Annotated in this window: 23 protein-coding genes; 10 read left to right on the plus strand and 13 right to left on the minus strand. The window is 52.3% G+C overall.

Going from position 1 to position 26,433, the window contains the following annotated elements; translation table 11 throughout:
* Nucleotides 1-19 precede the first annotated feature (19 nt).
* Nucleotides 20-910, plus strand: a complete 891-nt coding sequence (locus J6J34_RS03095) for a prenyltransferase (protein ID WP_301898471.1) — start codon at nt 20-22, stop codon at nt 908-910.
* A 9-nt stretch (nt 911-919) separates the two neighbouring features.
* On the opposite strand, the gene J6J34_RS03100 is transcribed toward J6J34_RS03095, so the two are convergent.
* From J6J34_RS03100 to J6J34_RS03120, 5 genes are read right to left on the minus strand one after another with little or no spacing between them, the layout of a single operon-like run.
* Nucleotides 920-1,738 (minus strand): cytochrome c oxidase assembly protein, encoded by an 819-nt coding sequence (locus J6J34_RS03100; RefSeq protein ID WP_301898472.1) that lies wholly within the window; start codon nt 1,736-1,738, stop codon nt 920-922.
* The gene (locus J6J34_RS03105; RefSeq protein ID WP_301898473.1) at nt 1,729-2,070 is read right to left on the minus strand and encodes a hypothetical protein; all 342 of its coding nucleotides are present in this window, start codon (nt 2,068-2,070) and stop codon (nt 1,729-1,731) included. Before J6J34_RS03105 ends, J6J34_RS03100 begins: the two co-directional genes overlap by 10 nt.
* On the minus strand, nt 2,067-4,568 hold the full coding sequence (gene ctaD / locus J6J34_RS03110) for a cytochrome c oxidase subunit I (RefSeq protein WP_301898474.1): 2,502 nt from the start codon (nt 4,566-4,568) through the stop codon (nt 2,067-2,069). Before ctaD ends, J6J34_RS03105 begins: the two co-directional genes overlap by 4 nt.
* On the minus strand, nt 4,561-5,277 hold the full coding sequence (gene coxB / locus J6J34_RS03115) for a cytochrome c oxidase subunit II (protein ID WP_301898475.1): 717 nt from the start codon (nt 5,275-5,277) through the stop codon (nt 4,561-4,563). The genes ctaD and coxB overlap by 8 nt, the downstream gene beginning before the upstream one ends.
* Complete coding sequence (locus J6J34_RS03120) at nt 5,268-5,711, minus strand: CopD family protein (protein WP_301721066.1); 444 nt, start codon at nt 5,709-5,711, stop codon at nt 5,268-5,270. Before J6J34_RS03120 ends, coxB begins: the two co-directional genes overlap by 10 nt.
* A gap of 257 nt (nt 5,712-5,968) precedes the next feature.
* Here J6J34_RS03120 and J6J34_RS03125 point away from each other — a divergent pair, with 257 nt between their 5' ends.
* The 4 genes from J6J34_RS03125 (at nt 5,969) to egtD (ending at nt 11,886) form a co-directional block, all read left to right on the plus strand.
* Nucleotides 5,969-7,243 (plus strand): sensor domain-containing diguanylate cyclase, encoded by a 1,275-nt coding sequence (locus J6J34_RS03125; RefSeq protein ID WP_301898476.1) that lies wholly within the window; start codon nt 5,969-5,971, stop codon nt 7,241-7,243.
* A gap of 200 nt (nt 7,244-7,443) precedes the next feature.
* A complete protein-coding gene (katG, locus tag J6J34_RS03130) occupies nt 7,444-9,588 on the plus strand; it encodes a catalase/peroxidase HPI (RefSeq protein WP_418055279.1) in 2,145 nt (714 codons plus the stop codon).
* A 62-nt stretch (nt 9,589-9,650) separates the two neighbouring features.
* A complete protein-coding gene (egtB, locus tag J6J34_RS03135; RefSeq protein WP_301898478.1) occupies nt 9,651-10,922 on the plus strand; it encodes an ergothioneine biosynthesis protein EgtB in 1,272 nt (423 codons plus the stop codon).
* A gap of 22 nt (nt 10,923-10,944) precedes the next feature.
* Entirely contained in the window at nt 10,945-11,886 is a 942-nt protein-coding gene (egtD, locus tag J6J34_RS03140; RefSeq protein WP_301898479.1) for an L-histidine N(alpha)-methyltransferase, read from the plus strand.
* 1 nt (nt 11,887) lies between these two features.
* Here the strand turns inward: egtD and J6J34_RS03145 are convergent, their stop codons facing one another.
* The 8 genes from J6J34_RS03145 to J6J34_RS03180 all read right to left on the minus strand — a co-directional run bounded on the left by J6J34_RS03145 (nt 11,888) and on the right by J6J34_RS03180 (nt 22,662).
* Nucleotides 11,888-13,642, minus strand: coding sequence for a sensor domain-containing phosphodiesterase (locus J6J34_RS03145; protein WP_301898480.1), 1,755 nt, complete (start codon nt 13,640-13,642; stop codon nt 11,888-11,890).
* Nucleotides 13,643-13,798: 156 nt separating this feature from the next.
* A complete protein-coding gene (locus J6J34_RS03150; protein WP_301898481.1) occupies nt 13,799-16,804 on the minus strand; it encodes a ligand-binding sensor domain-containing diguanylate cyclase in 3,006 nt (1,001 codons plus the stop codon).
* Nucleotides 16,805-16,891: 87 nt separating this feature from the next.
* On the minus strand, nt 16,892-17,992 hold the full coding sequence (locus J6J34_RS03155; protein WP_301775013.1) for a DUF2891 domain-containing protein: 1,101 nt from the start codon (nt 17,990-17,992) through the stop codon (nt 16,892-16,894).
* A 12-nt stretch (nt 17,993-18,004) separates the two neighbouring features.
* Nucleotides 18,005-18,325 (minus strand): antibiotic biosynthesis monooxygenase family protein, encoded by a 321-nt coding sequence (locus tag J6J34_RS03160; protein WP_301721055.1) that lies wholly within the window; start codon nt 18,323-18,325, stop codon nt 18,005-18,007.
* A 37-nt stretch (nt 18,326-18,362) separates the two neighbouring features.
* Entirely contained in the window at nt 18,363-19,916 is a 1,554-nt protein-coding gene (locus J6J34_RS03165) for a phospholipase D family protein (RefSeq protein WP_301898482.1), read from the minus strand.
* Between the two features lie 155 nt (nt 19,917-20,071).
* Nucleotides 20,072-21,664: an ABC-F family ATPase gene (locus J6J34_RS03170; RefSeq protein WP_301721052.1), complete on the minus strand. Its 1,593-nt coding sequence runs from the start codon at nt 21,662-21,664 to the stop codon at nt 20,072-20,074.
* A 115-nt stretch (nt 21,665-21,779) separates the two neighbouring features.
* Complete coding sequence (locus J6J34_RS03175) at nt 21,780-21,977, minus strand: hypothetical protein (RefSeq protein ID WP_301721051.1); 198 nt, start codon at nt 21,975-21,977, stop codon at nt 21,780-21,782.
* Between the two features lie 94 nt (nt 21,978-22,071).
* Complete coding sequence (locus J6J34_RS03180) at nt 22,072-22,662, minus strand: hypothetical protein (protein ID WP_301721050.1); 591 nt, start codon at nt 22,660-22,662, stop codon at nt 22,072-22,074.
* Between the two features lie 174 nt (nt 22,663-22,836).
* On the opposite strand from J6J34_RS03180, the gene J6J34_RS03185 reads away from it, so the two are divergent.
* The 5 genes from J6J34_RS03185 to ligD (J6J34_RS03205) all read left to right on the plus strand — a co-directional run bounded on the left by J6J34_RS03185 (nt 22,837) and on the right by ligD (J6J34_RS03205) (nt 26,421).
* Entirely contained in the window at nt 22,837-23,181 is a 345-nt protein-coding gene (locus J6J34_RS03185; protein WP_301721048.1) for a zinc ribbon domain-containing protein, read from the plus strand.
* Between the two features lie 149 nt (nt 23,182-23,330).
* Nucleotides 23,331-23,753: a CBS domain-containing protein gene (locus tag J6J34_RS03190; RefSeq protein WP_301721047.1), complete on the plus strand. Its 423-nt coding sequence runs from the start codon at nt 23,331-23,333 to the stop codon at nt 23,751-23,753.
* A gap of 93 nt (nt 23,754-23,846) precedes the next feature.
* Nucleotides 23,847-24,464 (plus strand): DNA polymerase ligase N-terminal domain-containing protein, encoded by a 618-nt coding sequence (locus J6J34_RS03195; RefSeq protein WP_301898483.1) that lies wholly within the window; start codon nt 23,847-23,849, stop codon nt 24,462-24,464.
* On the plus strand, nt 24,457-25,482 hold the full coding sequence (gene ligD / locus J6J34_RS03200) for a non-homologous end-joining DNA ligase (RefSeq protein ID WP_301898484.1): 1,026 nt from the start codon (nt 24,457-24,459) through the stop codon (nt 25,480-25,482). Before J6J34_RS03195 ends, ligD (J6J34_RS03200) begins: the two co-directional genes overlap by 8 nt.
* A 15-nt stretch (nt 25,483-25,497) precedes the next feature.
* A complete protein-coding gene (ligD, locus tag J6J34_RS03205) occupies nt 25,498-26,421 on the plus strand; it encodes a non-homologous end-joining DNA ligase (RefSeq protein ID WP_301898485.1) in 924 nt (307 codons plus the stop codon).
* Nucleotides 26,422-26,433: the final 12 nt, after the last annotated feature.

A 26,433-nucleotide genomic window follows, 5' to 3' on the forward strand; every position in this document is an offset into this window, starting at 1 on the left:
TTTGGGAAAAATCAGAGCCATGCTGGCAACGCTAATAAAAACCACACGCCCTTCTTTTTTGTTGCTTACCCTCGCGATGGTGGCATTGGCTGCTGCCCTTGCCGAAAGCAATGGCTTTTCAGTTGCTACGACCGTGTTCAGCCTGGTCGCGCTTGGCGCAGTCAGTGCTCATGCTTGCGTTAACGTACTCAATGAAGTGCATGATGCCCGCTCTGGTCTCGACGATCTGACTCAACGCACACCTTTTAGCGGCGGTAGTGGCGCACTGCAGGCTAATCCCCAGGCGCTAAAGGCCGCGAGCCGTCTGGGTAAAGCTCTACTGGCGCTGCTTATCACCATTGGCTGTTATTTCATTTACCTGCGCGGCTGGAGTTTGCTCCCGTTAGGGATCGCAGGCATGGTATTAGTGATGGCCTACACGCCTATGCTCACTCGTCGGCCCTGGCTCTGTCTGATCGCGCCTGGATTAGGGTTTGGTCCGTTGATGCTGACAGGCAGCTACTTTGTTCTGACTGGCGAGTATTCCTGGAGCGTGTTGGCGGTATCACTGATACCTTTTTTCCTGGTGAATAACTTGCTGCTGCTCAATCAGTTTCCGGACCTGACCGCAGATGTTCAGGTGGGGCGGAGAAATCTACTCATTACCTCCGGCCCGGGGATAGCGCTGCGGATCTTTCGCTGGTTTTTATTTGCTGCGTATAGCGTTTTAGCAATACTTGTAGCTGTGGGTATCTTGCCGCCTCTGGCACTGCTAGGTATGCTAAGTCTTAGTCTGGCAATCCCCCTCTATTATGGTATCGCTAACTTAAATAAGCCACAGCAGGTTCCGCACCGCCTGCTGGGTTTAAATGTTGCGATAAACATCAGCCTGCCGCTGCTGATAGCAATAGGTCTCGCGCTGAGCTCATAAGCCAGCCGCCTAACCCGACAACATGCGGCGGTTGAGGTGTTTATACCAGCGATTACCCGCCCACAGCGCGCCGACGATATAAGGAATGCCGCCTAGCACCCACATGATCAAGCCCGCCAGTTGCTGATCCTGAAGGTGCCGAGCTTCGCCATACAAAGGTTCGCCGGCGAAGGTGAGTAAGGCCCCTAAAAAACCAGTGTGCATGAGGGTGAAAAGCAGCGCCAGCAATGCAAACGGCGCTTTTCTGGCGCTTGCGTACAACACCGCCCACCAGAACCACACCGCCGTGATTAAAAAGCAGGCGTGTTCAAACACGTGAATCCAGGGGTCGTCTACGGCCAGCATATAAAAGACCGGGATATGCCAGAACCAAATCATGAAGCCATGGAGATAGGCACACAGCATAGGGTAACGCGTGATCTTAAACGCCAGGCCCCAAAATCGTCGACCATGTCTGCCAAAAGCGACAAATAATTGTGGTAACGGCTTACATAACGCAAACAGTGGCGCGATCACGACCATCATAAACATGTGCTGGGTCATATGGGCAGCAGCGCTTACTTCGGCCCATTCATCCAGCGGGCCCAAAATCGTGAAGAGAGTGATGAGAGCTGTGCCGTGAAAAAGCCATCGTTGCCATGCCCGTGTCGGGCTTCGCCGTGTTCCCACAACATACATCAACCAGAACACCACAACCACCAGCGCCGTCAGTCCTGAGGCTAGTCTATCCTGTCCTTCACTGGTCACCGGATTGTGCGCGAAGGCTGCCGGCACCCAAAGTGCCGCAAATCCTGCTACTAGTGCTGCGAAAAGAAGCGCTAAACGCATGGCGGGTAAATCACGCTTTGTAAGCCTATCGCCAGAACAGCGATGGTCGCCACCAGATAAACGCCCGTCGAAACCTTGAGGATAAAACGTCCATTACCTGATTCAGCCGGTGTAGAGCGGTGCGCCAGCCAGGTCAGATAAAGCAATACCACAGCGAACACCAGGGTATGCAGCAGTAGTAAGCCGTTGAGCCAGGTCCACACCCCCGCATTAGCAGGCGGCGGTGCGGTTTCACAGCCCAGCGCCTGTCCGCTGTAGAGCACCACATACCAGATCGCCCATAGCAATGGCCCGGCGAACAAATGCAGCGGATGAGCGCGCAATGTTTTCATGCAGCCCCCCACGCTATCGGTAGTAATAAGAAAGACGCGACGCTGCACCAGAAGGTGGCGAGGCTGAAGAGCCACAGGGGTTGCAAAACCACCGGCTCATACGGCAGCTCTTTGCTGACGTAGCCGTAACGAACCCGCAGCGCCTGCAGCGCCGTTGCAATCACGCTTATGCTGCTATGAAAGATAAGGAACATGAGCATCACCAGCAGCACGGCGTCATGGGCTAATTCCGTAATCGCTAATGGTGAAACCAGAGTAACGCCGACTAATAAAACAAGGTGTATCGCCCCTGCCGCCGTGACCACCCAGAACCGGGTCTGCAGTCCGGTATCGTCTCCGGCTTTGAGTTGCTTCACCGCCCGACAATACCACCAGGTCGCAAAGGTCAAGAAAGCTCCGCTCCAGGCCATGACGGGCAGCGAGACCAGCGACTCATCCGGCAATGTCCAGTTCGGTGCCACTGCCCATAAATACAACCAGCCAAACAATAACGCTAAAAATAGGGCGCCATCCGCCAGCAAGGTAATCACCATGCCCCACAAGCCGGAACCGTCCAGAGTACGCGATTGTAATGGCGCTTCTACAGGCTCTTTATCACCCAGGGGCGCAGCTAGCGGATGCCCGCCATTTTCCCAGCTCCAGCGGAACAGAAAAATGGCTGCCACAATCGTGATGACCACAGCAGCCAGATAACTGCGCGTGAGCAGGCTGATACAGACCACCGCAAGGCTGGAAGCAACCAGCAACGGAAGCCATGAGTTGGTCGGCAACAGCATCACCTCTTTCAGTTTGCCGGTGATGGCATCGGTTCCAAAGGTTTCGCGGCGGCCATGTTCAATCTGCGTTAACCCATGCTCGCCAGCAGGAATGCTCTGCAACAGCTCAGGGTTATCCCATAACGGATGCCGGCTGTTTATCTCGGGCAGACTAGCAAAGTTGTACATTGTCGGAGGCGTACCGGTGGTCCACTCCAGCGTGTCCGCATTCCAGGGGTTGTTGCCGGCTTTGCGACCAAAACGAAAGTGCAGCAGCACATCAATAATGATAATGGCAACACCCATGGCAATGACAAAACTGCCCACAGAAGAAAGCATATTCAGCCAGTCCCAGCCGAACCCCGTTTCGTAGGTATCGACACGCCTTGGCATGCCCAACAAGCCGGTCAGGTGCATTAGGAAAAAGGTGGCATTAAAGCCAACAAACACCAAGCCGAAGCCCCAGCGGCCGAGACGTTCTGACGGCATGCGTCCGGAAAAATGAGGCAACCAGTAATACAAGCCGCCGATTAATGGAAACAGCATGCCGCCGACTAATACATAGTGCAGATGCGCAACAACAAAGTGGGTATCGTGAACCTGCCAGTTAAAGGGGACCATCGCCAGCATCACGCCGGTGAGTCCGCCCAAGACAAAGACAAACAAAAAGCCAAACACCCATAACATAGGCAGGCTGTAAACGACCCGCCCGGCCCATAGAGTCGCCAGCCAGGCGAAAACCTGAATCGCTGTAGGAATGGCCACCAGCATGCTTGCCATTGAGAAAAACGCCTGCGCCAGTTGCGGGATCCCCACGGTAAACATATGGTGAGCCCAAAGCCCGAAACTGATAAAACCTGTCAGAATCACCGCCATGACAACCCAGCGGTACCCCACCAGCGGACGACCGGTAAACACCGGCAAAATAGTAGAGACAATGCCGGCCGCGGGCAGAAAGATGATGTAAACCTCGGGGTGGCCGAACAGCCAGAACAGGTGCTGCCACAGCACAGGATCGCCGCCAGCGGCTACGTCAAAAAAGGGCATGCCCGCAGCACGTTCCAGCTCCAACAGAATGCTGGCAAGAATTAATGGTGGGAAACCGAAGACAATCATCAGCGCCGTCACCAGAATATACCAACAGAAAATTGGCATCTTACTGAGTGTCATTCCCGGCGTGCGCGAGCGGAGTATAGCAACGACCAGTTCAATACCTGCAGACACAGACGATATTTCTACAAAGGTGATACCCAATAACCAAAAGTCCGAGCCGGGCCCCGGCGAAAATTCAGTGCTGCTTAGCGGTGTATACATAAACCAGCCGGAACTTGGCGCCATGCCCAGCAGCAGACTCGAAATAACAATGATGCCGCCAAATAAATAACAGTAATACCCGAGGGCTCCAAGGCGCGGAAATATCAGGTCCCGGGCACCTATCATTTTCGGGATCAGGTAAATGGCCGCCCCTTCCAGGATAGGAATAGCAAACAGGAACATCATTACGGTGCCATGCATCGTAAACACCTGACTGTAGACATCAGGATTTAAGAACTCCTGGCCGGGCAACGCGAGCTGCATGCGGATAAGTAGTGCCAGCAGCCCACCTATCAGAAAGAAGATTGCGCCTGTTAACATAAATCGGCGCCCGACCGACGTATGGTTAACTGCTGCTAAGGTGCCCCAACCCGGGAGGTTGCGCCAGACTTTATTAAACCGCTGATGTAAAGCTTCCTGTTCAGTCATTCTTATCAGAGTCCTCCTGCTGTAGTAACCACTCCTCAAAGTCTTCAGCACTATGCGCAATCACTTTAAATTGCATCGCGGTGTGCCCCTGACCACAGTACTCTGTGCATAGCCCCCGGTATTCACCGACCTCATCCGCCTCAAGCCGGACCACGTTAGTGCGGCCGGGAATCGCATCGATTTTGCCCCCCAGACGCGGCGCCCAGAACGAATGAATAACGTCTTCGCTGGTAATATGGAAGTCGACAGGGGTATTCACCGGAATGTGGATTTCATCGGTCAATTCGATCTTGCGCTCCGGGTAAGAAACACGCCAGAACCACTGTCGGGCTTTAACATCGACACGCATCACCTCCCCTTCCTGAAAAGGTAAGGGCAACAGGCTGTGGCCAATCGGAATGCCAAAGGCGAGCAGTGTCGTGATCGCCACGGTGGGTAAGGCAATGCCACCGGCGATAATCCAGCGGTTCTGCAGCCGCTGAACTTCGGCGTCGCTGATATCCTTGCTATTACGACGCACCGCAAACACGCACAGCACAATGAGACCGACGAACACCGCCAGCGCGACAATGATCATGGCCAAGGTCAGTGGCAGCACCGATCCTGCTGCCGGCCCTGCTGGGTCAAGGGTAGAAAATGCTCCGCTGCAGCCACTTAAAAGCAGCACGGTGGCAGCGCCAGTAACTTTTGCTATGCTCTTTATGTCCACGGCATCATCTCCGACAGTTGCGGTTTGGCTAACGCCAACCAGATAACCGTCGTCATTAACAGCATCAGCACTACAGAAGCCAGTGCGCTCATAAGCCGTAAGTGCTTATATTGCTTACGCTCGGCCCGACGAATTAAAACCCACAGCAATACATGAATCAGCGCCACACTACTGACCAGTGTCAACTTCGCGATGAACCAGAATTCGCTGGTTTGATTGAACAGGAAAGCCATGGCGCCCGAGACGATAGCAACCAGCGCCGCCGGGGTGGCTATATAGGTAAAGACGAAACGTGCGGCCGAATCATGACTGCCAGAGCTGCTCTCAAACTCATCGTCTGCTCTACTCGCTCCGGCCAGCATCACAGGAATATATAAAATTCCTGCCCCCCACATTAATAAAGCGATGATATGAAGTAATAAGAGCCATATCACGTGTTAGCACTCCCTTCGCGCTGGCGTTGTCCCCAAACCTTAAACGATTCGACTTTTTAGTTTTTTTTCATACAAAACAGTACTTAGCTTTGCAGGCAAAACCTATTTTTGCAAGTTGACACCTTGGTGCTAAGCTGACTCTCCTTGCCCCCTGCAGGCGTCTCACATCGGACGAAAAATGAAGGCTCCACATATAGTTATCCATTCAGACGAGCGCGTGATAAAGTTAATCCTTTCAAGCTTAGGGAGTGCAATAGATGGATTCTCAGGTAAATCAAGAATTGTTCGAGCTTGCCGTAGAGCAGGCCTACGATTCTGTTTTGATCACCACCGCAGAGCTTGATCTTCCCGGTCCCCAAATTATTTACGCCAACGATGCTTTTTGTAAAAAGACCGGCTACAGCCGGGAAGAGCTGATCGGCAAAACTCCCCGCATTCTGCAAGGCCCGCTAACGGATCGCGGCGTTCTGCAGCGGCTTCGGCAGAATCTGGAAAACGGCACCAGGTTTGAAGATTCAACGGTGAACTACCGTAAAGATGGCTCGACCTATGTGGTTCATTGGAGCATTAGCCCAATGCGCGACAACGAGGGCAAAATTACTCATTTTGTCTCGGTGCAACGAGATGTGACGCAGACAGTGCAGCTGGAACACTTTAACCAACGCTTATTGGAGCATCTGGCTGAGGGAGTTATTGGCATCAATCACGAAGGTCAATGTACGTTCGTAAATCCGTCCGCGATAAGGATCCTCGGTTTTCCTGATGAAGACACACTCATTGGCCGTTGCAGTCACGACGTCATTCACCATTCCCATGCTGATGGCAGCGCGTACCCTAAATCTGAATGTCCGATCCATCAAATGCTGCACGACGGCGTAGCACCCGAACCCTGGCGTGACTATTTCTGGTCCTATTCTGACAAACCTGTCCCCGTCGAAGTCTCTGCCACGCCCATGCGCTACAATAGTGACCCGGTGTTTGGTGGGGTTTTTATCTTCCGTGATATTTCCGAACAATTGGAGCTTGAGCAGCAGCTGCATAAAGCCGCAAGTCACGATCAGTTAACAGGCACTTATAACCGCCGCTTCGGCGACCATGTGCTGGGCAAGGAGTATGCCCGGGTAGAGCGGGAGGAAAGCCAGGTCGCGGTGATTCTCGCTGACATTGATCACTTCAAAGACATTAATGACACATTTGGCCACCTGGTTGGCGATCAGATTCTAAAGCAATTCACCGAAGTCCTGCAGTCGCGCTTACGTGCTATGGATTCCCTGATACGCTGGGGCGGCGAAGAATTTTTAATCGTGCTGCCCGATACCGATCTCAAAGGTGCACAGACACTTGCTGAAGATCTCTGTCAGGCGATTGAAAATCACCATTTCGAGGCTGATGTTGACCGCCTAACAGCTTCATTTGGCGTGAGTTTATTGCGCGCAGCGGGTTCTATCGAAGCCTCCATTAAACAAGCCGATCAGGCACTTTATGCAGCCAAACAAAGTGGTCGTAACTGCGTTATTGCTGAATCGTCATAATGCCTTTTTTTCACTTTGGACGTGCCGGCTTCCTCTTTGCAACCATGGGATTGGATACCGAGTTGATCTCTGGCTATAGTTAGACTCGTATAGTCTGTTAGTAGACAGACAACTCGATTTTTAAAGTCCAAGTCAAGGAGGTACATGTGTCTGACCAGGAGCCAAAACGACAAGAGTGGGGTGCGCGCACCACGCCCCGTTTGCAAGGCAACGAACATTGGTGGCCCGACCAACTCAATCTAAATATTTTGCATCAAAAGCATCCCGACTCCAGCCCTTTTGGTCCAGACTTCAGCTACGCCGACGCTTTCGCTGAAATTGACGTCGACCAACTCAGTGCTGATGTCGATGCCTTAATGACCGACTCCCAGGACTGGTGGCCGGCCGACTGGGGCCACTACGGTCCTTTCTTTATTCGCATGTCCTGGCACGCCGCAGGTACCTATCGCGCCGTAGACGGCCGCGGTGGCGGCGGCACTGGGGCACAACGTTTTGCCCCCCTCAACAGCTGGCCTGACAATGGCAATCTCGACAAAGCAAGGCGCCTACTCTGGCCGATCAAACAAAAATACGGTGAGAAAATCTCCTGGGCCGATTTGATGGTCTTCGCCGGTAACCGCGCTTTGGAAACCATGGGCTTTCGTACCTTTGGTTTCGGCTTCGGTCGCGCTGATATCTGGGCGCCGGAAGACGATATTTACTGGGGACCCGAGACCGAGTGGCTGGCGACCCAAGACGAGCGCTACACCGGCAGTTTCGAAGACGGTAACCGAGTTCTCGATAACCCTCTCGCAGCGGTTCAGATGGGCCTGATTTACGTGAACCCAGAAGGTCCTAACGGTGTCCCTGACGCGCTGAAATCCGCTCAGGATGTGCGTGAAACATTTGCTCGTATGGGTATGAATGATCGCGAAACCGTCGCACTTACCGTTGGGGGTCATACCTTCGGCAAAATGCATGGCCGCGGCAAAGAAGAGATGGTAGGTGAAGCTCCCGAAGCCGCCAAGATCCATCAGCAAGGTTTTGGCTGGGCCAACAAGAATGAAACTGGTCTGGGAGAATACACTGTCACCTCAGGCCTTGAAGGCGCATGGACACCGACGCCAACCAAGTGGGATAACTCCTACCTGGAGACCATTTTTGCGCACCAGTGGGAAGTGAAGAAATCACCCGCCGGCGCCAATCAGTGGGAACCTGTTGAAGTGAAAGAGGGTTACTGGGTGCCCGATGCTCATGTTGAAGGCCGCAAAAATCCACCTGTCATGACCACCGCTGATATGGCCATGATCACTGACCCTGACTATCTCGAAATTTCAAAAGAGTTTCATGCCAATCCTGATGTACTCGCCGATGAGTTTGCCCGCGCCTGGTACAAGCTACTCCATCGTGACATGGGTCCACGCGACCGCTACCTCGGCTCGCAGGTTCCTGACGAAGTTCTGATCTGGCAGGACCCTGTTCCTGAACATGAGGGGCCGCTGGTGAACGATGAGCAGATCGCAAGCCTGAAGCAGAACATTGCCGACTCGGGTCTTACCGCGAAGGAACTGGTAACCACTGCCTGGGCGTCAGCCTGCACCTATCGTCAGACCGACCATCGTGGTGGTGCGAATGGCGCGCGCATCCGACTTGCGCCGCAGGTCAGCTGGGACATTAATAAGCAATCCGGTGTCACCGATGTCATCGACCGTCTGGAGCAACTAAAAGACGCTAGTGATGCCAATATTTCGCTGGCAGACATGATTGTGCTCGGCGGTAGCGTGGGAGTCGAAATGGCTGCCAAGGCCGCTGGACACAGTATTGAGGTGCCCTTTACCCCGGGTCGCACCGATGCCAGTCAGGATATGACCGAGGTCGATACGCATGCGTACCTGGAGCCTCGCCATGATGCGTTCCGCAATTACTTGCAGAAGCAAGCAAGCTCAATCCCCGCCGAACACCTGATGGTTGATCGGGCATTTTTGCTCAATCTCAGCGTTCCGCAGATGACCGCACTGCTCGGCGGTATGCGCGCCATCGGCGCCAATGCCGGTGACAATCAGGACGGCATTCTTACCGATCGCGAGGGTCAACTGAGCAACGATTTCTTTGTGAACCTGGTCGACATGGGTACCGTCTGGGAGCCGATCGATGATAATGAAGAACGCTTTGAAGGTCGGATCCGTGCCAGCGGCGAAGCAAAGTGGACGGCGACACGGGTTGATCTCATTTATGGTTCAAACTCACAGTTGCGCGCCATCGCCGAAGAGTTTGCTGCGCATGGCGGCGAGCAGAAAATGCTGGATCACTTCGTCAAAGGCTGGGTAAAGGTCATGGAGAATGACCGCTTCGACCTGCATCGTTAATTGGTGCACAAGAAAATTATGCAGACTTAGCGAATCCACTTGCAGTACAGGAGGTTTAGCCGATGCCAAATGTTGCAGCATCCTTTGCTTCGGACGGCGCGCCCGATGAGCCAATTTTGGCGCAGTACGAGCGTGTCCGTGCGCAAAGTATGGGCCTGATCAAGGGACTCAGTGCAGAAGACATGATGTTGCAGTCTATGCCCGACGCGAGCCCGACCAAATGGCATCTTGCGCATACCTCCTGGTTTTTTGAAACCTTCTTACTGCAGCCCCACCTGACTGGCTATCAGTCCTTTGACGATGCCTATCAGTATTTATTTAATTCCTACTATGACACGGTCGGCGAGCGCCATCCGCGGCCTCAACGTGGTTTGCTGTCGCGCCCGTCATTAGAGGAGGTCATCGCTTATCGGCATCATGTCGATGAGGCCATGCAGCAGTTACTTCACACAACCGATGCCGAGATTGAGGCTGCAGTGACCATTGGCTTGCACCATGAAATGCAGCATCAGGAACTGCTGCAAACTGACATTAAACATGCGTTATCGCTGAATCCCTACGCGTTACCCACGTCCAATACTACTCGTGCGCCTTCGCGAACCCCGGACAGTGCTGACTTCGTTGAGTTTGAAGGCGGTTTGTCCTGGCTGGGCACTAACGCAGAGTCGAGTTTTGCCTACGATTGCGAACAGCCCCGCCACCAGGTGTTTGTCCCTGATTTCAGCCTTTGTGAACGGCTGGTGACCAATGCCGAATGGCTGGAGTTCATGGCCGACAATGGCTATCAACGGCCCAAGCTCTGGCTCTCCGATGGCTGGGCAACTGCGCAACAAGAGAACTGGCAAGCCCCATTGTACTGGCACCGGCAGGATAGCCAGTGGTGGACCATAGCCGGACAGCAACGACGCCCATTGGATCCGAACGCACCGGTCTGTCATATTAGCTATTATGAAGCCGACGCATTTGCGCGCTGGCGTGGTTGCCGCTTACCCACCGAGTTCGAATGGGAACATGCCGCCCGTGCTATGGATTTAAAGGGGCATTTTTTAGAATCCGGCCATTCACTACCCCAGCCAGCAACTAGCCAAGCTAAGGGTCTTAAACAAATGTTTGGCGATGCCTGGGAGTGGACGCAAAGTCCGTTTACTCCCTATCCAGGCTTCAAGACGCCGGAGGGCGCGCTGGCTGAATACAATGGCAAGTTTATGGCCAATCAGTGGGTCCTGCGGGGCGGTTCATGCGCCACCGCAGCGCAGCAGATGCGGCTGACCTACAGAAACTTCTTCTATGCGCATCAGCGCTGGCAGTTTACCAGCCTGCGTTTAGCAAAATAACAACAAAGAGCCAGGATAAGTTATGGACCACGTGTTTTTACAGGATGTTTTGGCGGGCTTACGACTGCCGCAAAAAGCGCTGCCGCCTAAATACTTTTATGACCAGCAAGGGTCAGCTTATTTTGATCAAATTTGTCAGCTCGATGAATATTATCCCTACCGTACCGAGCTGGGCTTATTGCCAGAAGTGGCGCGCGAACTAAAGCACTATTTTGAGCGTGCCTCAGTGAGCAGTCTTCAACTGGTCGAATTCGGCGCCGGCTCGCTGCATAAAGTTAAGCCCGTGCTGGAAGAGCTCAGCATGGTAGACGAATTTGTTGCGCTGGATATTTCCGGAGAGCATTTAAAAGAAGCCTCATCGGATCTAGCTGAGGCTTTTCCACAGCTGACCATCAAGGTTGTACAGGGTGACTTTACCCAACCGATGCAGATGGAGCTGTCATCCGCGACACCCATGGGGTTTTTCCCGGGTTCGACCATCGGTAATTTCGAACCAGAGGAAGCCGTTGAGTTTCTCTGCAACGCGGGGACAACCCTCGGTGAAGAAAGCTATCTACTGCTCGGTGTAGATACCAAAAAAGATCGCGCCATCCTTGAGCCTGCCTACAATGACAGTAAAGGCGTAACAGCGCTGTTCAACAAAAATATTTTAACCCGTATCAACCGTGAACTTGATGGCAATTTCGATTTAGATCAGTTTGAGCATACTGCCATTTATAATCAGCAGCTTGGCCGTATTGAAATGCATTTACGCAGCCTCACCAAGCAGGAAGTCTCCATCGCTGGCGAGCGATTTCAGTTTGCCGAAGGCGAAACTATTCATACAGAGAACTCCTATAAATACCATCCGGAAGAATTCGAACGGCTGGCCAGCCGCGCAGGCTGGTCGCCTGAGTCTGTCTGGCTCGCTGCGGACGGTATCTTCGCAATTATGTTGCTACGTCGCTCAGCTGCAGGGCGTTGATTTAGGCGAGGGTTCCATGATGCCAGCGTCCAAAGTCGTCGGCCGACATAGGCTTGGCAAAGAAATAGCCCTGTACTTCGTCACATCCGAGTGATTTCAGAAACTCATGGGCAGCTTCAGTCTCCACGCCTTCAGCAACCACGCGATAACCGAGATCCCGGGTCATGGCCACCATGGCCCTGACCAGTGCCTGGTTCCGAGGTTTGCTCTCAATCTCATCGACGAAGCTGCGGTCAATTTTCACCACCCGCGCTGGAATCGTCTGCAAGTACGACAAACTACTATATCCCGTACCAAAGTCGTCAATAGCCAATGAAAGACCACTGTCGGCGATACACTGTAACTGCTGACTGGCCTTATGATTATTGTTCATTAAACTGCTCTCGGTCAGCTCCAGCTCAATCGCTGAACGCTCCAGCCCGGCGTCACTCAGGTAGGTCAACAGGCGTTCACAAAAGCTATCTTCTTCCAGGTTGGCCGCTGCAATATTGATCGAGAGCTGCAGAGTATGGCCTTCGTTATGCCAGTGCTGCGCCTGTTGGATGGCATTGCGTAAGACCCAGTCGGTAAGTTCTTTTGCCAGAGGCGTCTTTTCAATCAAAGGCACAAACTCTGCGGGCCCAATATTACCGAGCGTAGGATGCTGCCAGCGCAGCAATGCTTCTGCGCCGACACATTTCCCCGAGGCATTATCCAGCCGCGGTTGATACACCAGATAAAGTTCATTCGGCGCTTTTAGCGCATCAGCAAAGTTCGCGATCAACCCGAACCGCCGTTGATGCGACTGATCCGATTCTTCATTGTACCAACCGACAGCAACTTCCTCGCTACGCGCGTCACGCGAAGCGCTGTGCGCTAGTCGCAAAATATTACCTGGCGGATTCACGCCCACCTGAAATGGCGCCACACCTATCACCGGGCGCAACATAAAGGGAGAAGCGTCATTTAAACGAATCGCCAACAGTGTCTCATAAAGGTCATTCGCCTGCTGCGCAATGTGCTGTTTTGAACCGCTGTCAACAAACGCAAACTGACCGGGGCCAATATGATAGATGCGCGCTTTGGCGCCCAGCATTTCTTGTAGGACTTCACTACCAGCAATGGACAAGTTTTCAAGATAAGACGGCCCCATTACCCGTTGCAATGCGCTTGCTTCACTTAAGTCAATGAGCTCTACACTCATAGCGTAATAAGTTTGCTTTGGATTGTCCCGTGCCAGATCTTCCAGATCTTCGACAAACTGCAGATAGTTAGGTAAACCCGTGCCCGAGTCCACTCGCCCGACCGCGTGCTGCAGCTCAATCTGCGACATCACCATTTTTGACAAATCGTGCAGAGCGCTAAGCTCTTGCTCTGTGACGTCGCGCGGCTCGGTGCCGAGCACACACATCGCACCCAGCGAAAAGCCATCACGGGTCATTAATGGAGCACCGGCATAAAAGCGGATACCGGAATCGGCCAAAACGCTGTCTTTGTAGTAGTCCGAGGCCAGTAAGTCATTCACGACGACTACATCTGCAGTATCTGCAACTTCGCCGCAGCAGGTTTTTTCCCGGGGGATCTCCCAGTGCTCAACGCCCACTCGTGACTTGAACCACTGCCGGTCTTCATCGGTAAGTGATACAGCGGCAATAGGCAGATCAAAAATCTGGCTCGCCATGCGGGTAATACGATCGAAACTTTCGTTCGTGGGTGTGTCCAATAAGTCCAGACCACGTAACCGTTTCAAGCGCTCTTTTTCGTACTCAGTTGTCATAATTCGCCATCCCTCAGCTGACTAACCAGACTAAAAGTATAGTCAATTAGTCGCTGAATGCTATTTCAGATAGTGCGCATCATAGTCATAACTGGCTTCGACTCAACTGATAAAAAACGAACACCCTAAATTGTTTTACTGATTAGAATGGCCGGTTCATGAACCGCTCAGCACAGCATCAACTTGCGCTGCCACGACCTGATTACGGCCATCCGCTTTGCCTTGGTAAAGCGCAGCATCGGCCTGCTTAAGGCAATCAACGAGTGTCGCCGCAACATCATCGGTTGCGGTCACGCCGAAGGTGGCAGTGACTTGCACATGATGTCCTTCTGCAGCTGTCACCAGACTCGCAATGCCCTCGCGCAGGGCTTCACAGACGCCAGTCGCACTGGTTAAATCCGTATTGGGTAGCATCACGATGAATTCCTCTCCGCCCCAACGTCCGGCAATGTCCTGTTTTCGCAACCTTTCACCAAGTACTCCAGCTATTTGCTTAAGTACCTGATCGCCGACATCGTGACCGAGCTGGTCATTCACTTGTTTGAAATGATCGACGTCCAGCAACACCAGCGCCAGCGGCTGCTGGAGACGCCGGAAGCGCTCGCTGAAGCCGCGGCGGTTCAGCAAGCCTGTCAAGGGTTCCGTCTCGGACTGGGTCCGCAGCTGCGCATTAGCTAGCTCCAGTTCACGGGTACGCGCCTGAACTTCGTCATCCAGCCTCTTGTTCGCAGCTTCAAGAGCACGAAAACGCAGCCGCAGCAGCACATACAGACTTAATGCCAGTAGTGCCAGTGCCAGCCCTATCGCCCATGAAGTTTGCCACCAGGGCTTTAATACCCGGATTTTTAATTCTGCTGGCAGCCCGGAGACAATACCTTGGCTATTACGCCCTTCTATTTGCAGCACATAATCCCCTGGCGCTAAGCTAGCGAACGAAATTTCGCGGCTCAAGCTCCATTCGCTCCACTCATCACTTGCACCAAGTAAGCGGAAACGCCCGCTATTACGCGCAGTATCGTGAAAATCCATCACACTGTAGTGCACCGTAAAACTTCGGTCTTCTGGTGCCAAAGTCATTGCATAGTTGCTAAAACCCAGCAGGGATGTACTGTCCTGACCACTTATCATAAGTTTTGTCAGTGCAACCTGTGGCGGTTGTGTATTCAGGGTCAACTCCGCAGGTGTGTAGCTAAAAGCACCTTGCACCGAGCCCACCGTCATTTCGCCCGCTGGACTTTGGCTTACAGCCTGGCGCAGCATCGCCTCGGAGGGTAAACCATCGTTGAGGCCAAAGTTAATGATGCTATCCGCCGCTTCATCATATCGGGCAAAGCCAAGGCTGGTAAGCAACCAGGTGTAACCCTGTTGATCACTATAAATGCCGACCACGCGATCCGATGGCAAGCCATCAGCCATACTGATCAGGGTACGACTGCGATCAGCCAGATTGATGCGCCAGGCACCTTCACTGCTGCACAACCATAGTGTTGCCGGTGGTTCTGCATAGGCGCATAGATAATCATCGCCGCCATTTTCTTTTATCTTATAGGACTGCCACTGCTGGCTATATGGCGAGCGCTGAAATACACCCGAGTAGCGGGTCACCATAAATTGCCCGTACTGGGGCAAATGCACCAGGTCATAGACTTGATTACCGCGCAGTCCCTGTAACTCACGAAATTGCCATTCTGCTTGTTGCTGCACCGGATTATAGGTCGCAATCCCCTGTCCCCAAAAGCCGAGCAGCAGTTGGTTTTGGTCGGTTTCAAGAATAGCATTGACGGCCTGATCACTGAGTTCGAGCTGGTCGTGGATATGCGTCACCCGTCTCAGTTGTTCGGGTTTGTCTACATGCGTCCGGTATAAGCGGGTATTGGTCGCCACCCAGAGGTTGCCATGGGAATCTGAGTAGATGGTTTCGACTTGGTTCACAGACTCGTCGTCAGGGAAGGATAATAAACGCCAGTTCTGGCTCTGCGCATCGCGATGTGCGACTCCAGCAGTTGTACCGAGCCATAGGTCATTGTTGGCGCTGTAATGAACAGCATAGGTTGCACGCTGCTCTGCCAATCCGAGCTGGCTGAGGTGAGCAGCACTGAGCGTCTCTGTAAAGTCCTGACGATCGCGGCGGCCAACAAAAATACCCTGGTCGCGCGCGCCTACCCACATATCACTGACACTATCGAAAGCAATCGCGCGCACGTCTACGCCCTTGAGTTTACCCCACTCCTGATCAAGCCTGACGTACTCTCTGCGTTGCCGGTCAATCAAATGCAGACCATCGGACCCTCCGGACCAGAAGGTATTGGCGTCCGTTGCAAATGGATCCTGGGCCAGCACATTAGAGCGAACCTGCCCTAGATTTTCGTAACCTTGTGGATAACGAACAGGAACGAACTCTTCGTGCTGTTGATCAAAGAAGAACACTCCGAAATCGGTGCCAACCCAGACTTCACTATCGAAAACCGCCAAGGTACGGATTTCATTTCGACGATTCGGCCCCTGTTCAGCCGGATTGAGCAGATAGTGCTGCCACTCCTTCAAATCAGGGGTTAAACGGTACAAGCCCTGAGAGGTGGCCACCCATAGATAATCACTCGACTCTGTCAGCCACCAGATACGTTCTGTGCGCAAGGGATGCCCTGCCGGCAACCCACGCGTTTGCCACTTTGCTTTGTCGGTCATTACCAGGTAGCTGAGCCCATTCAGGGTGCCGACCCAGAGCCGTTCTTTTGCATCGTAATAAAGGGTCTGCACCCGATCGTCGCGCAGCGAGGAGGGATCCTCCGGACGGAGTGAAAAACTCCCGGCGGCGCTCGCAGCAACATGCCAGTTGGCGAGACCATGGCCCCATGTCGCCGCCCATAAAGTATCGTCTGGGGTGATGAGCAGGGATGAATAGCTGACACGTTCACCGCTGGGAATGAGTTGCGACGACCAGGACACATAATCGTAGCCATCGTAACGCAGGACGCCATCGGTATCTGATGCGAACCAGAGGAAATCATTGGCGCCACGATAGATAGCGTAAACAGAGGATTGACGACCGCCGAGTTGCTCTGAGAGTCGGTGGAACTCGTCAAATTCGCTGGCTTGCGCTGTGGTCAGCAGCGATAGCCAGCTTAACGCCGTCAGGAAAAGTGTATAAATCGATGTTCGCATTCTGTCCCGCCGGCATCTGACAAACTAACGTCAAAACAATCAAAAAAGATGCCGTATTGTGACTAATTTATAACACTTTTCCCACCCTTATTTCGAATCTTTCCGATGCTGCGCCTGATTCAGTGCCTGAATCGCAAAGCTTCCCAGCCAGTGCCCGCCTTCATAACTGTCGCCAATCAGGTTCGGGTACGAATAGGCAAAATGCGCATCTGCTACGTCTCGTAAATGACTGTATTGCGGGTATTCATTGGCAAGTGCATACAGGTTCCACGCCCGACTAAAATTCAGACCGTCCAGATGAACCAGTTTGCCGTCGGTACGGTCACTGACGCGTCCAACCTCGAGACTGTAATCCTCATCAGCAAGTTGTGGCATAAAATCAGCCAGCCATGGCAGAAACTCTTCTTTGCTCAGCACACGTTGCATCAGCCCAATCTCTTCCAGGCAAGGTGAGATGAAATCATAACCACTTGGCTCCCAACTTATCGGGCAATTTTTGTCGTCAATAAAGTAGGCTTTGGCCCGCTGTCTGATGAGCTCCTGCAGATCCGTCAAATTCTGGTTTACCGCATAGTCATAAGCAAAGCTTAAGCCAAAGGCTGTATTGCTGTGCTCCCCCACCCGGACCGGGTACAGCAGTTGTGGTAAAAAGCTCTGATAGCGGTCAACAATGACATCTGCCAGTGGCTGCAGGTTTTTCGCAAGCTCCTGGCCCAGTGGATCCTGCCAAGCGTGTAACTCGTCAGATAATTTCAGTAACCATGCCCAACCGTAGGTACGCTCAAACGATTTGTGGATCTCTTTACTAAAAAACTCCGCTTCATGCGCTACATTTTCCGCGGTTAAATTACGCTTCAGAATGGCCCGGGCTTCATCTGCATGCTCCATGTCCGGAAACTGTCGTAACAAGGTGACTAATGACCAGTAGCCGTGGACTGCACTATGCCAGTCAAAACAACCATAAAACACTGGATGATGCTCTCTTGGCTCCTTTACATCCTCTGCACCGCCCAAAACAAAGCCGGTTTTATAAGGGTAAGGGGTTTCAACACAATGCAGCGGTAGTGCTACCAACTTATCGGCTTCTGCCTGCGTGAGTCGGTGAGTGGTATCAGTGGCGGCCTGAGCCTGGCCAAACCAGCCGCACGAAAGGAGGATGGCGGTGCTGATCACGGCGTATTTATTCATAGTTTTAGCCCTTTATTTATCAGGTTCAGGTGGCATCACCACCCAGTCAGGATCGGCGAACTCACCAATGGGACGAATCTCGCAGAAGTCCGCCGCACTGCGGATAATTTCTGCGACTTCCGGATTATCTTTAGACTCCATGCTATCGCGAGCCGCTTTACTATCCCAGCTTGCAATAGCGATAAGCACCTTGGGATCATCAAGTTTGCGGTGCAGTTCGGTGCCCCTGGCTCCTGGCGCCCGCTGGATAATCTCGCTGGCGCGAACCCAAGCCTGCGCATAATCCTCTGCGCTATGCTCGCCTTTAATGTGTACTTCAAAAATATACTTCATTATCCCTCCTCAAACGAGCAGTGACGCGACCAGCACTTCATAAAAAGTAATCAATTGGGAGCAGTGACATGAACCAGACATAGCTGCGCCGGCACCAGCTGGTTTCGGGGTCCTTGTTATAGGTCAGCACTTGCTCCTGCTGGTGCTCAATCCAGACCAGATCGCCCTGCTCGTCAAGTGTCAGCCGATAGGCCCGCTTACGCACCCTTGAGTCAAACAGCTGACCTAAATCTCGCGCCAGTTCAGGGCTTTCAATCATAAAACCCAGTTCGGTATTAAGGTTCGCCGAACGCGGATCAAAGTTAAACGAGCCAATAAACAGCTTCTGACCGTCAATTGCCACTGCTTTGGCGTGCAAACTGGATCCTGGTGATAGGCTAAAGCTGCCGGCCGGCTCCTGCTCCTCATCAAGTTGCGCATCCGTTGGACGTAACTCGTAAAGCTTGATACCCGCCTCGAGTAATTCTTGCCGCCATTTACCATAACCCGCGTAAACAATGGCTAGATCTGTCGCCGCCAGTGAGTTGGTCAGGATGCTTATATCAACATCCCGCGCCGCCAGTGTCTTCAGAATTTCAACTCCGGAAGCAGTGGGAATTAAGTAGGGAGTCACCAGATAGAGACTTTGCTGTGCTTCGCTAATGGCCTGTTCCAGCTGCGGATAGAGTTGCGCACTGTCACGCGCCTTTCCCAGCCCTTTGCGCGGGTCATCACTTAGCATTTGCGTCGAGGCCCAGGTCAACTCCAGCTCATCTCTTACTAACTTTTCGAGAAAACGAGACTCAGTTGCGGCCGCTTTATACTTACCTGCATGCTCATTGTTGCTGCGGCTACGAACGATAGCCGAAACGGGCTCTGAGCCTGCCAAAGGATCATCCGGCGTATAGATTAAGTCGATGGGGTAAACGGACTTACTATTCCAGTAAGCATCGAACTCCTGCTGCACATCGTCAACCACTGGACCAATGGCCAGCACATCCAGGTCGGAAAAAATAAATTCGTCGGTGGCACCAAAATAGGCATCGGCAATATTTCGGCCACCGGTAATGGTGACACTGCTGTCGACGGTAAATGTTTTACCATGCATGCGCCGGTTTGCGCGGTCGAGATCAGTAATAAAGCCAAACCATTTCTGCGAGCGCATCACAAAGGGGTTAAACAACCGTACTTCGATATTGGCATGCCGATGCAGTCGGCTAAGTTGCGCATCCATACCTGTTGTTTCAAAGTCGTCCAATAGCAAGCGTACCCGGACACCGCGATCAGCAGCCTTCACCAGCTCATTCGTCAGCAGGCTTCCGGTATTATCGAAACGCCAGATATAGTACTGCAAATCAATAGATTGCTCAGCTCCTTGCACGAGCTGGATGCGCGAGGCGAAAGCTTGCTGGGAATCGGCGAGAATGTGAACGCCGGACTGGCCCGGGTGCTGAGCAGTTTGTTCAGCAACTGCGCTTCCTAATGTGGTTGCCTTGGTGATTGAGGTGGGAAGGGCGTAGCTTTCTTCGATACTCGCGCGCGGTGGCAGTTGGCATGCCGTCAAGAATAACGTGGCCATTACTGACAGCACTATGCGCAGTCGTTTTTCCATTGTCATCCCTTGCAACGTCTTGACTAGCTTAGAAAGTTTACTCTTTCTAGTATAGACCCATTACGCTGAGATAAAACCGTGTCCAACAATGGCATAAATGATCTGCGCACGCTGCCAGAGTCATCCGACCGTGCAGCGCGGTCAGATGCTACTGGTCAGGACTGCATCTGCTGCCGCAGATAGTCGTCGTAGCTACCTGAAAAGTCGCGCATACCTTTATCGGTTAACTCGATAATACGGGAGGCCAGTGAAGAGACAAATTCGCGGTCGTGACTGACAAACAGCAGGGTTCCGTCGTAATGTTCCAACGCCAGGTTCAAGGCCTCAATGGATTCCATGTCCAGGTGGTTGGTTGGCTCATCCATGATCAGGACGTTGGGCCGCTGCATGATGAGTTTGCCAAAAATCATCCGGCCTTTTTCACCACCTGACAAAATGGTGACAGGCTTTTTGATGTCGTCCTGGGAAAACAGCATGCGTCCAAGCACGCCGCGGATGGCCTGCTCGTCATGGTGTGGCTGTTTCCACTGGCTCATCCAGTCAAACACGCTGATCTTGTCTTTGAACCAGTCCGCGTGATCCTGCGCGTAATAACCAATAGTGACGTTTTCCGACCACTTAATCAGTCCATCTTCAGGTGTGTGCTGTCCAACCAGCGACTTCAACAATGTCGTTTTACCGATACCGTTGGCACCAAGAATCGCAACTTTTTCGCCGACTTCGATCATTGCACTGACGTTCTTTAACACGTGTAAGTCATCAAACGACTTGTTCACGTTTTCCAGTTCCAGGGCTAAGCGGTAGAGCTTCTTCTCTTGTTCGAAGCGAATGAAAGGGCTGACCCGACTCGACGCTTTGACTTCGGCCAATTGAATTTTTTCGATTTGCTTGGCGCGTGACGTTGCCTGTTTTGCCTTAGAGGCATTCGCAGAGAAGCGGCTGACAAACTGCTGCAGCTCGGCAATTTTCTCTTTCTTGCGGGCATTGTCGTTCAATAGCTGCTCACGCGCCTGAGTTGCGGCAAACATGTACTGGTCGTAGTTGCCAGGATAAACACGTAGTTCGCCATAATCGATATCTGCCATGTGCGTGCAAACGCTATTTAAAAAGTGACGATCGTGCGAAATGATGATCATGGTCGCCTGACGTTCATTCAACACCGTTTCCAGCCAGCGTATGGTATTAATATCGAGGTTGTTGGTCGGCTCATCGAGCAGCATAATGTCAGGCTCAGAAAACAATACCTGCGCCAGCAGCACCCTTAATTTCAGACCCGGAGCGATGTCGCTCATCAAACCGTAATGCGCTTCCAGTGGTATCCCGACGCCTAACAACAGTTCTCCGGCACGTGATTCTGCGGTGTAGCCATCCATCTCAGCGAATGCCACTTCGAGGTCAGCCACGCGCATGCCATCTTCTTCACTCATCTCCGCTAAGCCATAAATGCGATCACGCTCAGCTTTGACCTGCCAAAGTTCCTCGTGACCCATAATGACCGTATCAACCACGCTGTATTGCTCGTAGGCAAACTGATCCTGGCGCAGCTTCCCCACACGCATGTTTGGCTCAATCGAGATATTTCCCGCAGAAGGTTCCTGCTCACCGCTCAGAATGCGCATGAATGTTGATTTACCGCAGCCATTTGCGCCGATCAAACCGTACCGGTTGCCGTCGCCAAATTTAACAGAGATATTTTCGAAAAGAGGTTTTGCACCAAATTGCATGGTGATGTTTGCAGCAGAAATCACGATTACGCACCCGACTAAAAAATAGGCGCGTAATCTACGTGTTTTAGCGGTAAATTACAAAGGAAGTTTGCAGTAATTGACAGTTTGAGTAAGGTTCCTGTCAATTACCAAAGCGTTAGCGGTCGTCTTGTCCACGTTGTTCTGGAGCAATCTGCTTGTCTTTCTGCGAGTGATTGCCGTGCGTCGAATCTGGCCGACTGTGATCTTCGCGACTTTGATTCTCTTTATCCTGCTCCGATTGCAGTTTCCGCTTTTCTTCTTCCGTCAGATCCTGCTCGTTCTTTTTAACTTTAGGATTCATTGGCCCAGTCATAAAGCCTCCTTAATCATTAAAATGTAAGTGCGTTTTGATCTTGTTTTCATGACTCAGTATAGCAAAGGATTGCCAATTCCTTAAGCCGAAGCCGCTAACGAGGTGCGAACAGCCGCTTAAAAATAAAGTGCGAGGGCGTATATATAAGAAGGATAAAGCCCGCCAACAGCAGGGTGAGATAAAGAAGTGGCGGCAAATCCGTACGCTGCTCACCCAGCCCATACACCCAGTTGATGTTGTCCTCCGGCTCGGTCAGCAGGTAACTTAGAGGAACAACGACGAGCGCGATCAGAATCTGTAATGGATAAGCCCGTTTATCATAACCCAGCTTGATCAGCATAAAGATAAGCACAGGCGGCAGTGCCAGATGAAAAATCCCCGATAATACTCGCACCGGCCAGGAGGTTTCGCCGCTAAACATGTAGAGCGCGACTTGTGTCAGCTGGCCGGCAGCAAGAAAGTCGGCCGTCCAGGATAACTCCAGTAACAACACCGCCACGGCCATCGTGCTGGCCAGCAAACGATTTTCCCACCACAGAGCGGGTACCAGCACAATCAGGGCAATATCCGAGAACCAAAGAAAATTCGTAGGCCCCAGCGTATGCCAGTAAACCGGTACGATGATGGCCACCATGATCGTATAAGCCACTTTTAGCCAAAGCGGAATTAGCTGTTGCGTGCGCATAGCGTCGCTCCCTGCAGGCGTCGTTTATTTCACAGCTCTGAATTAAAGGTGTCACTCAGTGATGAAAAAATCAACTTTTCCAGTTGCGCCTGACAACACACCCGGATTTTGATGAAAAATCAGCTATTTCTTCTACACTTACTATTAAGTTCTCAACAACGGATAGGTGGGCTGATGCCAATTGAAAAATGTCCTAAATGCGAAGATCAGGTTCTGGACAGCAAGTACAGTTGTCCAGGTTGTGGCTATGTGAAACGTGATGAACCGGAACAGCAAAAGCACCCCAAACGTGAAATAACCACCAAGAACACCGCTAAACACCTGCAAATTCAGGGGGTCATTGCGCTGTTTTTGCTTATCGCTGGGTTGCTCTGGTTTTACCTGACCGCAGATGCGTATGAAGCCCGCGATCAGTTAAATGTCGTCGCCCTGCTGATGTTTGTTGTCGGCTTTTTTTGGTACGCAGTGATCCGCTTTAGAATCTGGCATCAGCACGATGACAAAGACCCCAGAGATTAAGCTGGTAACTCAACAGCTTCGGGCTGAATTTGAAGTTTTCGCCATCGTTCCTATACTTAACAGGTGCAGGGAAATGAACTTGAACTGCACATTCAACTGCAGTTTTAGCCTTAATTTTGTACTTTAAAGCAAAGAAGGGAGGCGTAATCATGCAAGTTAAAAATGTAATGACAACTCAACCGCAGTATCTGAAAGATAACGTAACCATTCGCGAAGCTGCGCTTACCATGCGCAACAATAAGAGCGGCTTTGAACCGCTCACCGATGCCAACAAAGTGACCGGCGTCATTACCGACCGCGACGTTACTGTTCGCGCTGTAGCTGAAGGCAAAAGCCTTGATGACAAGGCCAGCAGTATCGCTACTGAACGCGTCTTGTATACGTATCAGGACGAAGATATTGAGTCAGTTGTGCAAAATATGGTTGAGCAAAAGGTTCAGCGATTATTAGTGCTTAACGACCGCGAGAACAAGGATTTGGTCGGTGTTGTCACTTTAGGCGATATCGCCAATCACTGTGAAACACCACAGCTGGCTGAAAAAATCGTCAAAGCTTCGCGTACTTACAGTTAAGCGATGTAAAGAGCTTTCAAGATGAACTAATTTAAGCCAGCCATTGTGCTGGCTTTTTTCTGCACCAGCCGCAACCGACGGGAGGGAGCAGCCATGGCATCCTCAGACACTGACAGCTACAGTGACAAAAGAGACTTCCGCAAAACATCTGAGCCAAAAGCCGATGATGTCAGCTTTGACTGGGCGGAAAGCCGTCCGGTGTTTGTTATACAAAAACATGATGCGTCCAATCTGCATTATGACTTTCGCATTGAAGTGGATGGCGTCCTTAAATCCTGGGCGGTCCCCAAAGGCCCTTCCACCGATCCCTCCGAACAACGTCTGGCGTTGCCCACGGAAGATCATCCGCTGACCTATGCCGACTTTGAGGGCACCATCCCTGAGGACGAATACGGGGGCGGCACTGTGATGGTCTGGGACAGAGGCTGTTATCGCAACCATAAAGACGCAAGCAATGGCGATGAGCCTAAGTCAGTTGCCGAGCAACTTGCCGATGGTCATGCCACGATCTGGCTGGAGGGCGAGAAACTGACCGGAGGCTACGCTCTGATTCGCACAGATAGCGGCGATGATGAGCGCTGGCTGCTAGTGAAGATGGACGATGAAGAAGCCGATGCGCGCCGTAATCCGGTCTCTACGCAAAGCAATTCGGTAAAGACCCAGCGCAGTTTGTCTGAGATCGCTGATGAGGAAGCCTCAGCTGATGACTGATTTTATCCAGCACCTGGATGAGGATGATCGCGAACAAGCAAATGAGCAGGCCATGCCCGATTGGCTAGCTCCAATGCTGGCCAAACTGACTCATGACCATTTTGCCGACGATGCGTGGATGTATGAGCGTAAACTTGATGGTGAACGAATTCTTGCTTATGTCGACACTCAGGGCCAGGTAAAGCTGTGCTCGCGCAACAAGAAATGCCTCAACACAAGCTATCCGGAACTGGTCGAAGCCTTGCAGCAACAGGCACCGCGCGGTGCCATTTTTGACGGTGAAGTGGTTGCGCTCAATGCTGAGGGAGTCAGTGACTTTCAACAACTGCAGGGGCGCATGAATGTCAGTTCAGAAGAGGAAGCCCGGAACAGTGACGTGCGGGTCTATTATTACCTGTTCGACTGCCTGTATCTGGACGGCCATAACCTTACCAAATGTAGTTTGCGCGGGCGGAAGAAGTTACTCCGCAGTGCATTGCAATGGGACGACCCTCTGCGCTTTACCGCGCATCGCAATGGCGACGGTATCAACTACTATAAAGAAGCCTGTGAGCGCGGCTGGGAGGGCCTCATCGCCAAGCTGGCAAGCAGCCGCTATGTGCATAGTCGTTCGCCCCACTGGCTGAAATTTAAATGTTTAATGCAACAAGAGTTTGTGATTTGCGGTTTCACCGCGCCAAGTGGCGAGCGGATTGGCTTTGGTGCCTTACTGCTGGGCTTCTATCGCGATGACAAGCTGGTTTATGCCGGTGATGTCGGCACGGGGTTCGATGATGAAACCTTAACGCGGCTCCATGAAAAACTGCAGTCGTTGAGCCGCAAAACATCACCCTACGATGAAAACTCACCAACAGGCGAGGCGATCACCTTTGTTCGCCCAGAGCTCGTCTGTGAAGTTGCCTTTAGTGAATGGACCGCAGACGATAAGCTACGCCACCCGCGTTTTCAGGGGTTGCGCCGGGACAAGCACGCTACCGACGTGCACAAAGAAGATACCGAGCAAGTGGCGGACCTTTAGGGGGAGTAAACGTTTATGAAAGTCGACGGACATCAGATTGACCTATCGAAACGCGATAAAATGTTCTTTCCTGACGCGGGTCTCAGTAAGGGTGATTTAATCGATTACTACGAGAAAGTCGCGGACATCATGGTGCCGCATATGCAGCATTATGGCGTCAGCATGGAGCGTTTTCCCGACGGTGTGCAGGGTGATAGCTTTTTTAATAAAGACACCCCTGATTATTTTCCTGACTGGATCACCAGGGTGGCTATCGAGAAACGTGAAGGTGGGCAGTTTCATGCGCCGGTGGTCGACAGTGCCGCCGCATTAATTTATCTGGCCAACCAGGCGGTCATTACCCCTCACCTTTACTTAGCACGTACCGACGACCTCGAGCATCCTGACAAGCTGGTCTTTGATCTGGACCCGCCCAGTACCGGCGACCCCGCAGCAGCACTGCGCCAGGCGTCACTGCGCGTACGCGAGTTGATGGCAGAAGTGGACATGCAAACCTGGATCCAGACCTCAGGTGCAAATGGTTTTCACCTTATTGTGCCGCTGGATCGTAGCGCCGACTTTGAACAGGTTCGTGAATTCGCCAAGGACTGCGCGCGGGTCCTGGTGAACCGACACCCCGACGACTATACCCTTGAGCAGCGTAAGGATAAACGAGACGGGAAAATCTTTCTGGATATGCTGCGTAATGCATACGGGGCGACGTCTGTCGCACCCTACGCCGTTCGCGCGCAGCCGACTGCTTCAGTGGCTACGCCGATAGAATGGCAGGAGCTTGAGGATGGCGCTGGCCCGCAAAGCTGGACCATCGAGACGATTCCGCGCCGTTTGGCACAGAAGAACGACCCCTGGCAAGGCATGATGCGGCACAGCTATAAACTGGGCTCTCATGAACAAAAGTTACGAGAGCTGCTAGCCGCAGAAGGGGTTAACGATGACTGATCAGGAACTTTG

Source organism: Pseudidiomarina terrestris, from assembly GCF_030466405.1.
In the GTDB taxonomy this organism is placed as follows: Bacteria; Pseudomonadota; Gammaproteobacteria; order Enterobacterales; family Alteromonadaceae; genus Pseudidiomarina; species Pseudidiomarina terrestris.

What these genes read in the sequence shown, in the direction of transcription:
- J6J34_RS03155 (WP_301775013.1), bottom strand. Translation starts at nt 17,992, where the DNA reads ATGAATAAATACGCCGTGATCAGCACCGCCATCCTCCTTTCGTGCGGC.
- J6J34_RS03165 (WP_301898482.1), bottom strand. Translation starts at nt 19,916, where the DNA reads ATGGAAAAACGACTGCGCATAGTGCTGTCAGTAATGGCCACGTTATTC.
- J6J34_RS03160 (WP_301721055.1), bottom strand. Translation starts at nt 18,325, where the DNA reads ATGAAGTATATTTTTGAAGTACACATTAAAGGCGAGCATAGCGCAGAG.
- J6J34_RS03195 (WP_301898483.1), top strand. Translation starts at nt 23,847, where the DNA reads ATGGCATCCTCAGACACTGACAGCTACAGTGACAAAAGAGACTTCCGC.
- ligD (WP_301898484.1), top strand. Translation starts at nt 24,457, where the DNA reads ATGACTGATTTTATCCAGCACCTGGATGAGGATGATCGCGAACAAGCA.
- J6J34_RS03125 (WP_301898476.1), top strand. Translation starts at nt 5,969, where the DNA reads ATGGATTCTCAGGTAAATCAAGAATTGTTCGAGCTTGCCGTAGAGCAG.
- J6J34_RS03190 (WP_301721047.1), top strand. Translation starts at nt 23,331, where the DNA reads ATGCAAGTTAAAAATGTAATGACAACTCAACCGCAGTATCTGAAAGAT.
- egtB (WP_301898478.1), top strand. Translation starts at nt 9,651, where the DNA reads ATGCCAAATGTTGCAGCATCCTTTGCTTCGGACGGCGCGCCCGATGAG.
- ligD (WP_301898485.1), top strand. Translation starts at nt 25,498, where the DNA reads ATGAAAGTCGACGGACATCAGATTGACCTATCGAAACGCGATAAAATG.
- ctaD (WP_301898474.1), bottom strand. Translation starts at nt 4,568, where the DNA reads ATGACTGAACAGGAAGCTTTACATCAGCGGTTTAATAAAGTCTGGCGC.
- J6J34_RS03180 (WP_301721050.1), bottom strand. Translation starts at nt 22,662, where the DNA reads ATGCGCACGCAACAGCTAATTCCGCTTTGGCTAAAAGTGGCTTATACG.
- J6J34_RS03105 (WP_301898473.1), bottom strand. Translation starts at nt 2,070, where the DNA reads ATGAAAACATTGCGCGCTCATCCGCTGCATTTGTTCGCCGGGCCATTG.
- J6J34_RS03175 (WP_301721051.1), bottom strand. Translation starts at nt 21,977, where the DNA reads ATGACTGGGCCAATGAATCCTAAAGTTAAAAAGAACGAGCAGGATCTG.
- J6J34_RS03100 (WP_301898472.1), bottom strand. Translation starts at nt 1,738, where the DNA reads ATGCGTTTAGCGCTTCTTTTCGCAGCACTAGTAGCAGGATTTGCGGCA.
- egtD (WP_301898479.1), top strand. Translation starts at nt 10,945, where the DNA reads ATGGACCACGTGTTTTTACAGGATGTTTTGGCGGGCTTACGACTGCCG.
- J6J34_RS03145 (WP_301898480.1), bottom strand. Translation starts at nt 13,642, where the DNA reads ATGACAACTGAGTACGAAAAAGAGCGCTTGAAACGGTTACGTGGTCTG.
- J6J34_RS03150 (WP_301898481.1), bottom strand. Translation starts at nt 16,804, where the DNA reads ATGCGAACATCGATTTATACACTTTTCCTGACGGCGTTAAGCTGGCTA.
- J6J34_RS03095 (WP_301898471.1), top strand. Translation starts at nt 20, where the DNA reads ATGCTGGCAACGCTAATAAAAACCACACGCCCTTCTTTTTTGTTGCTT.
- J6J34_RS03185 (WP_301721048.1), top strand. Translation starts at nt 22,837, where the DNA reads ATGCCAATTGAAAAATGTCCTAAATGCGAAGATCAGGTTCTGGACAGC.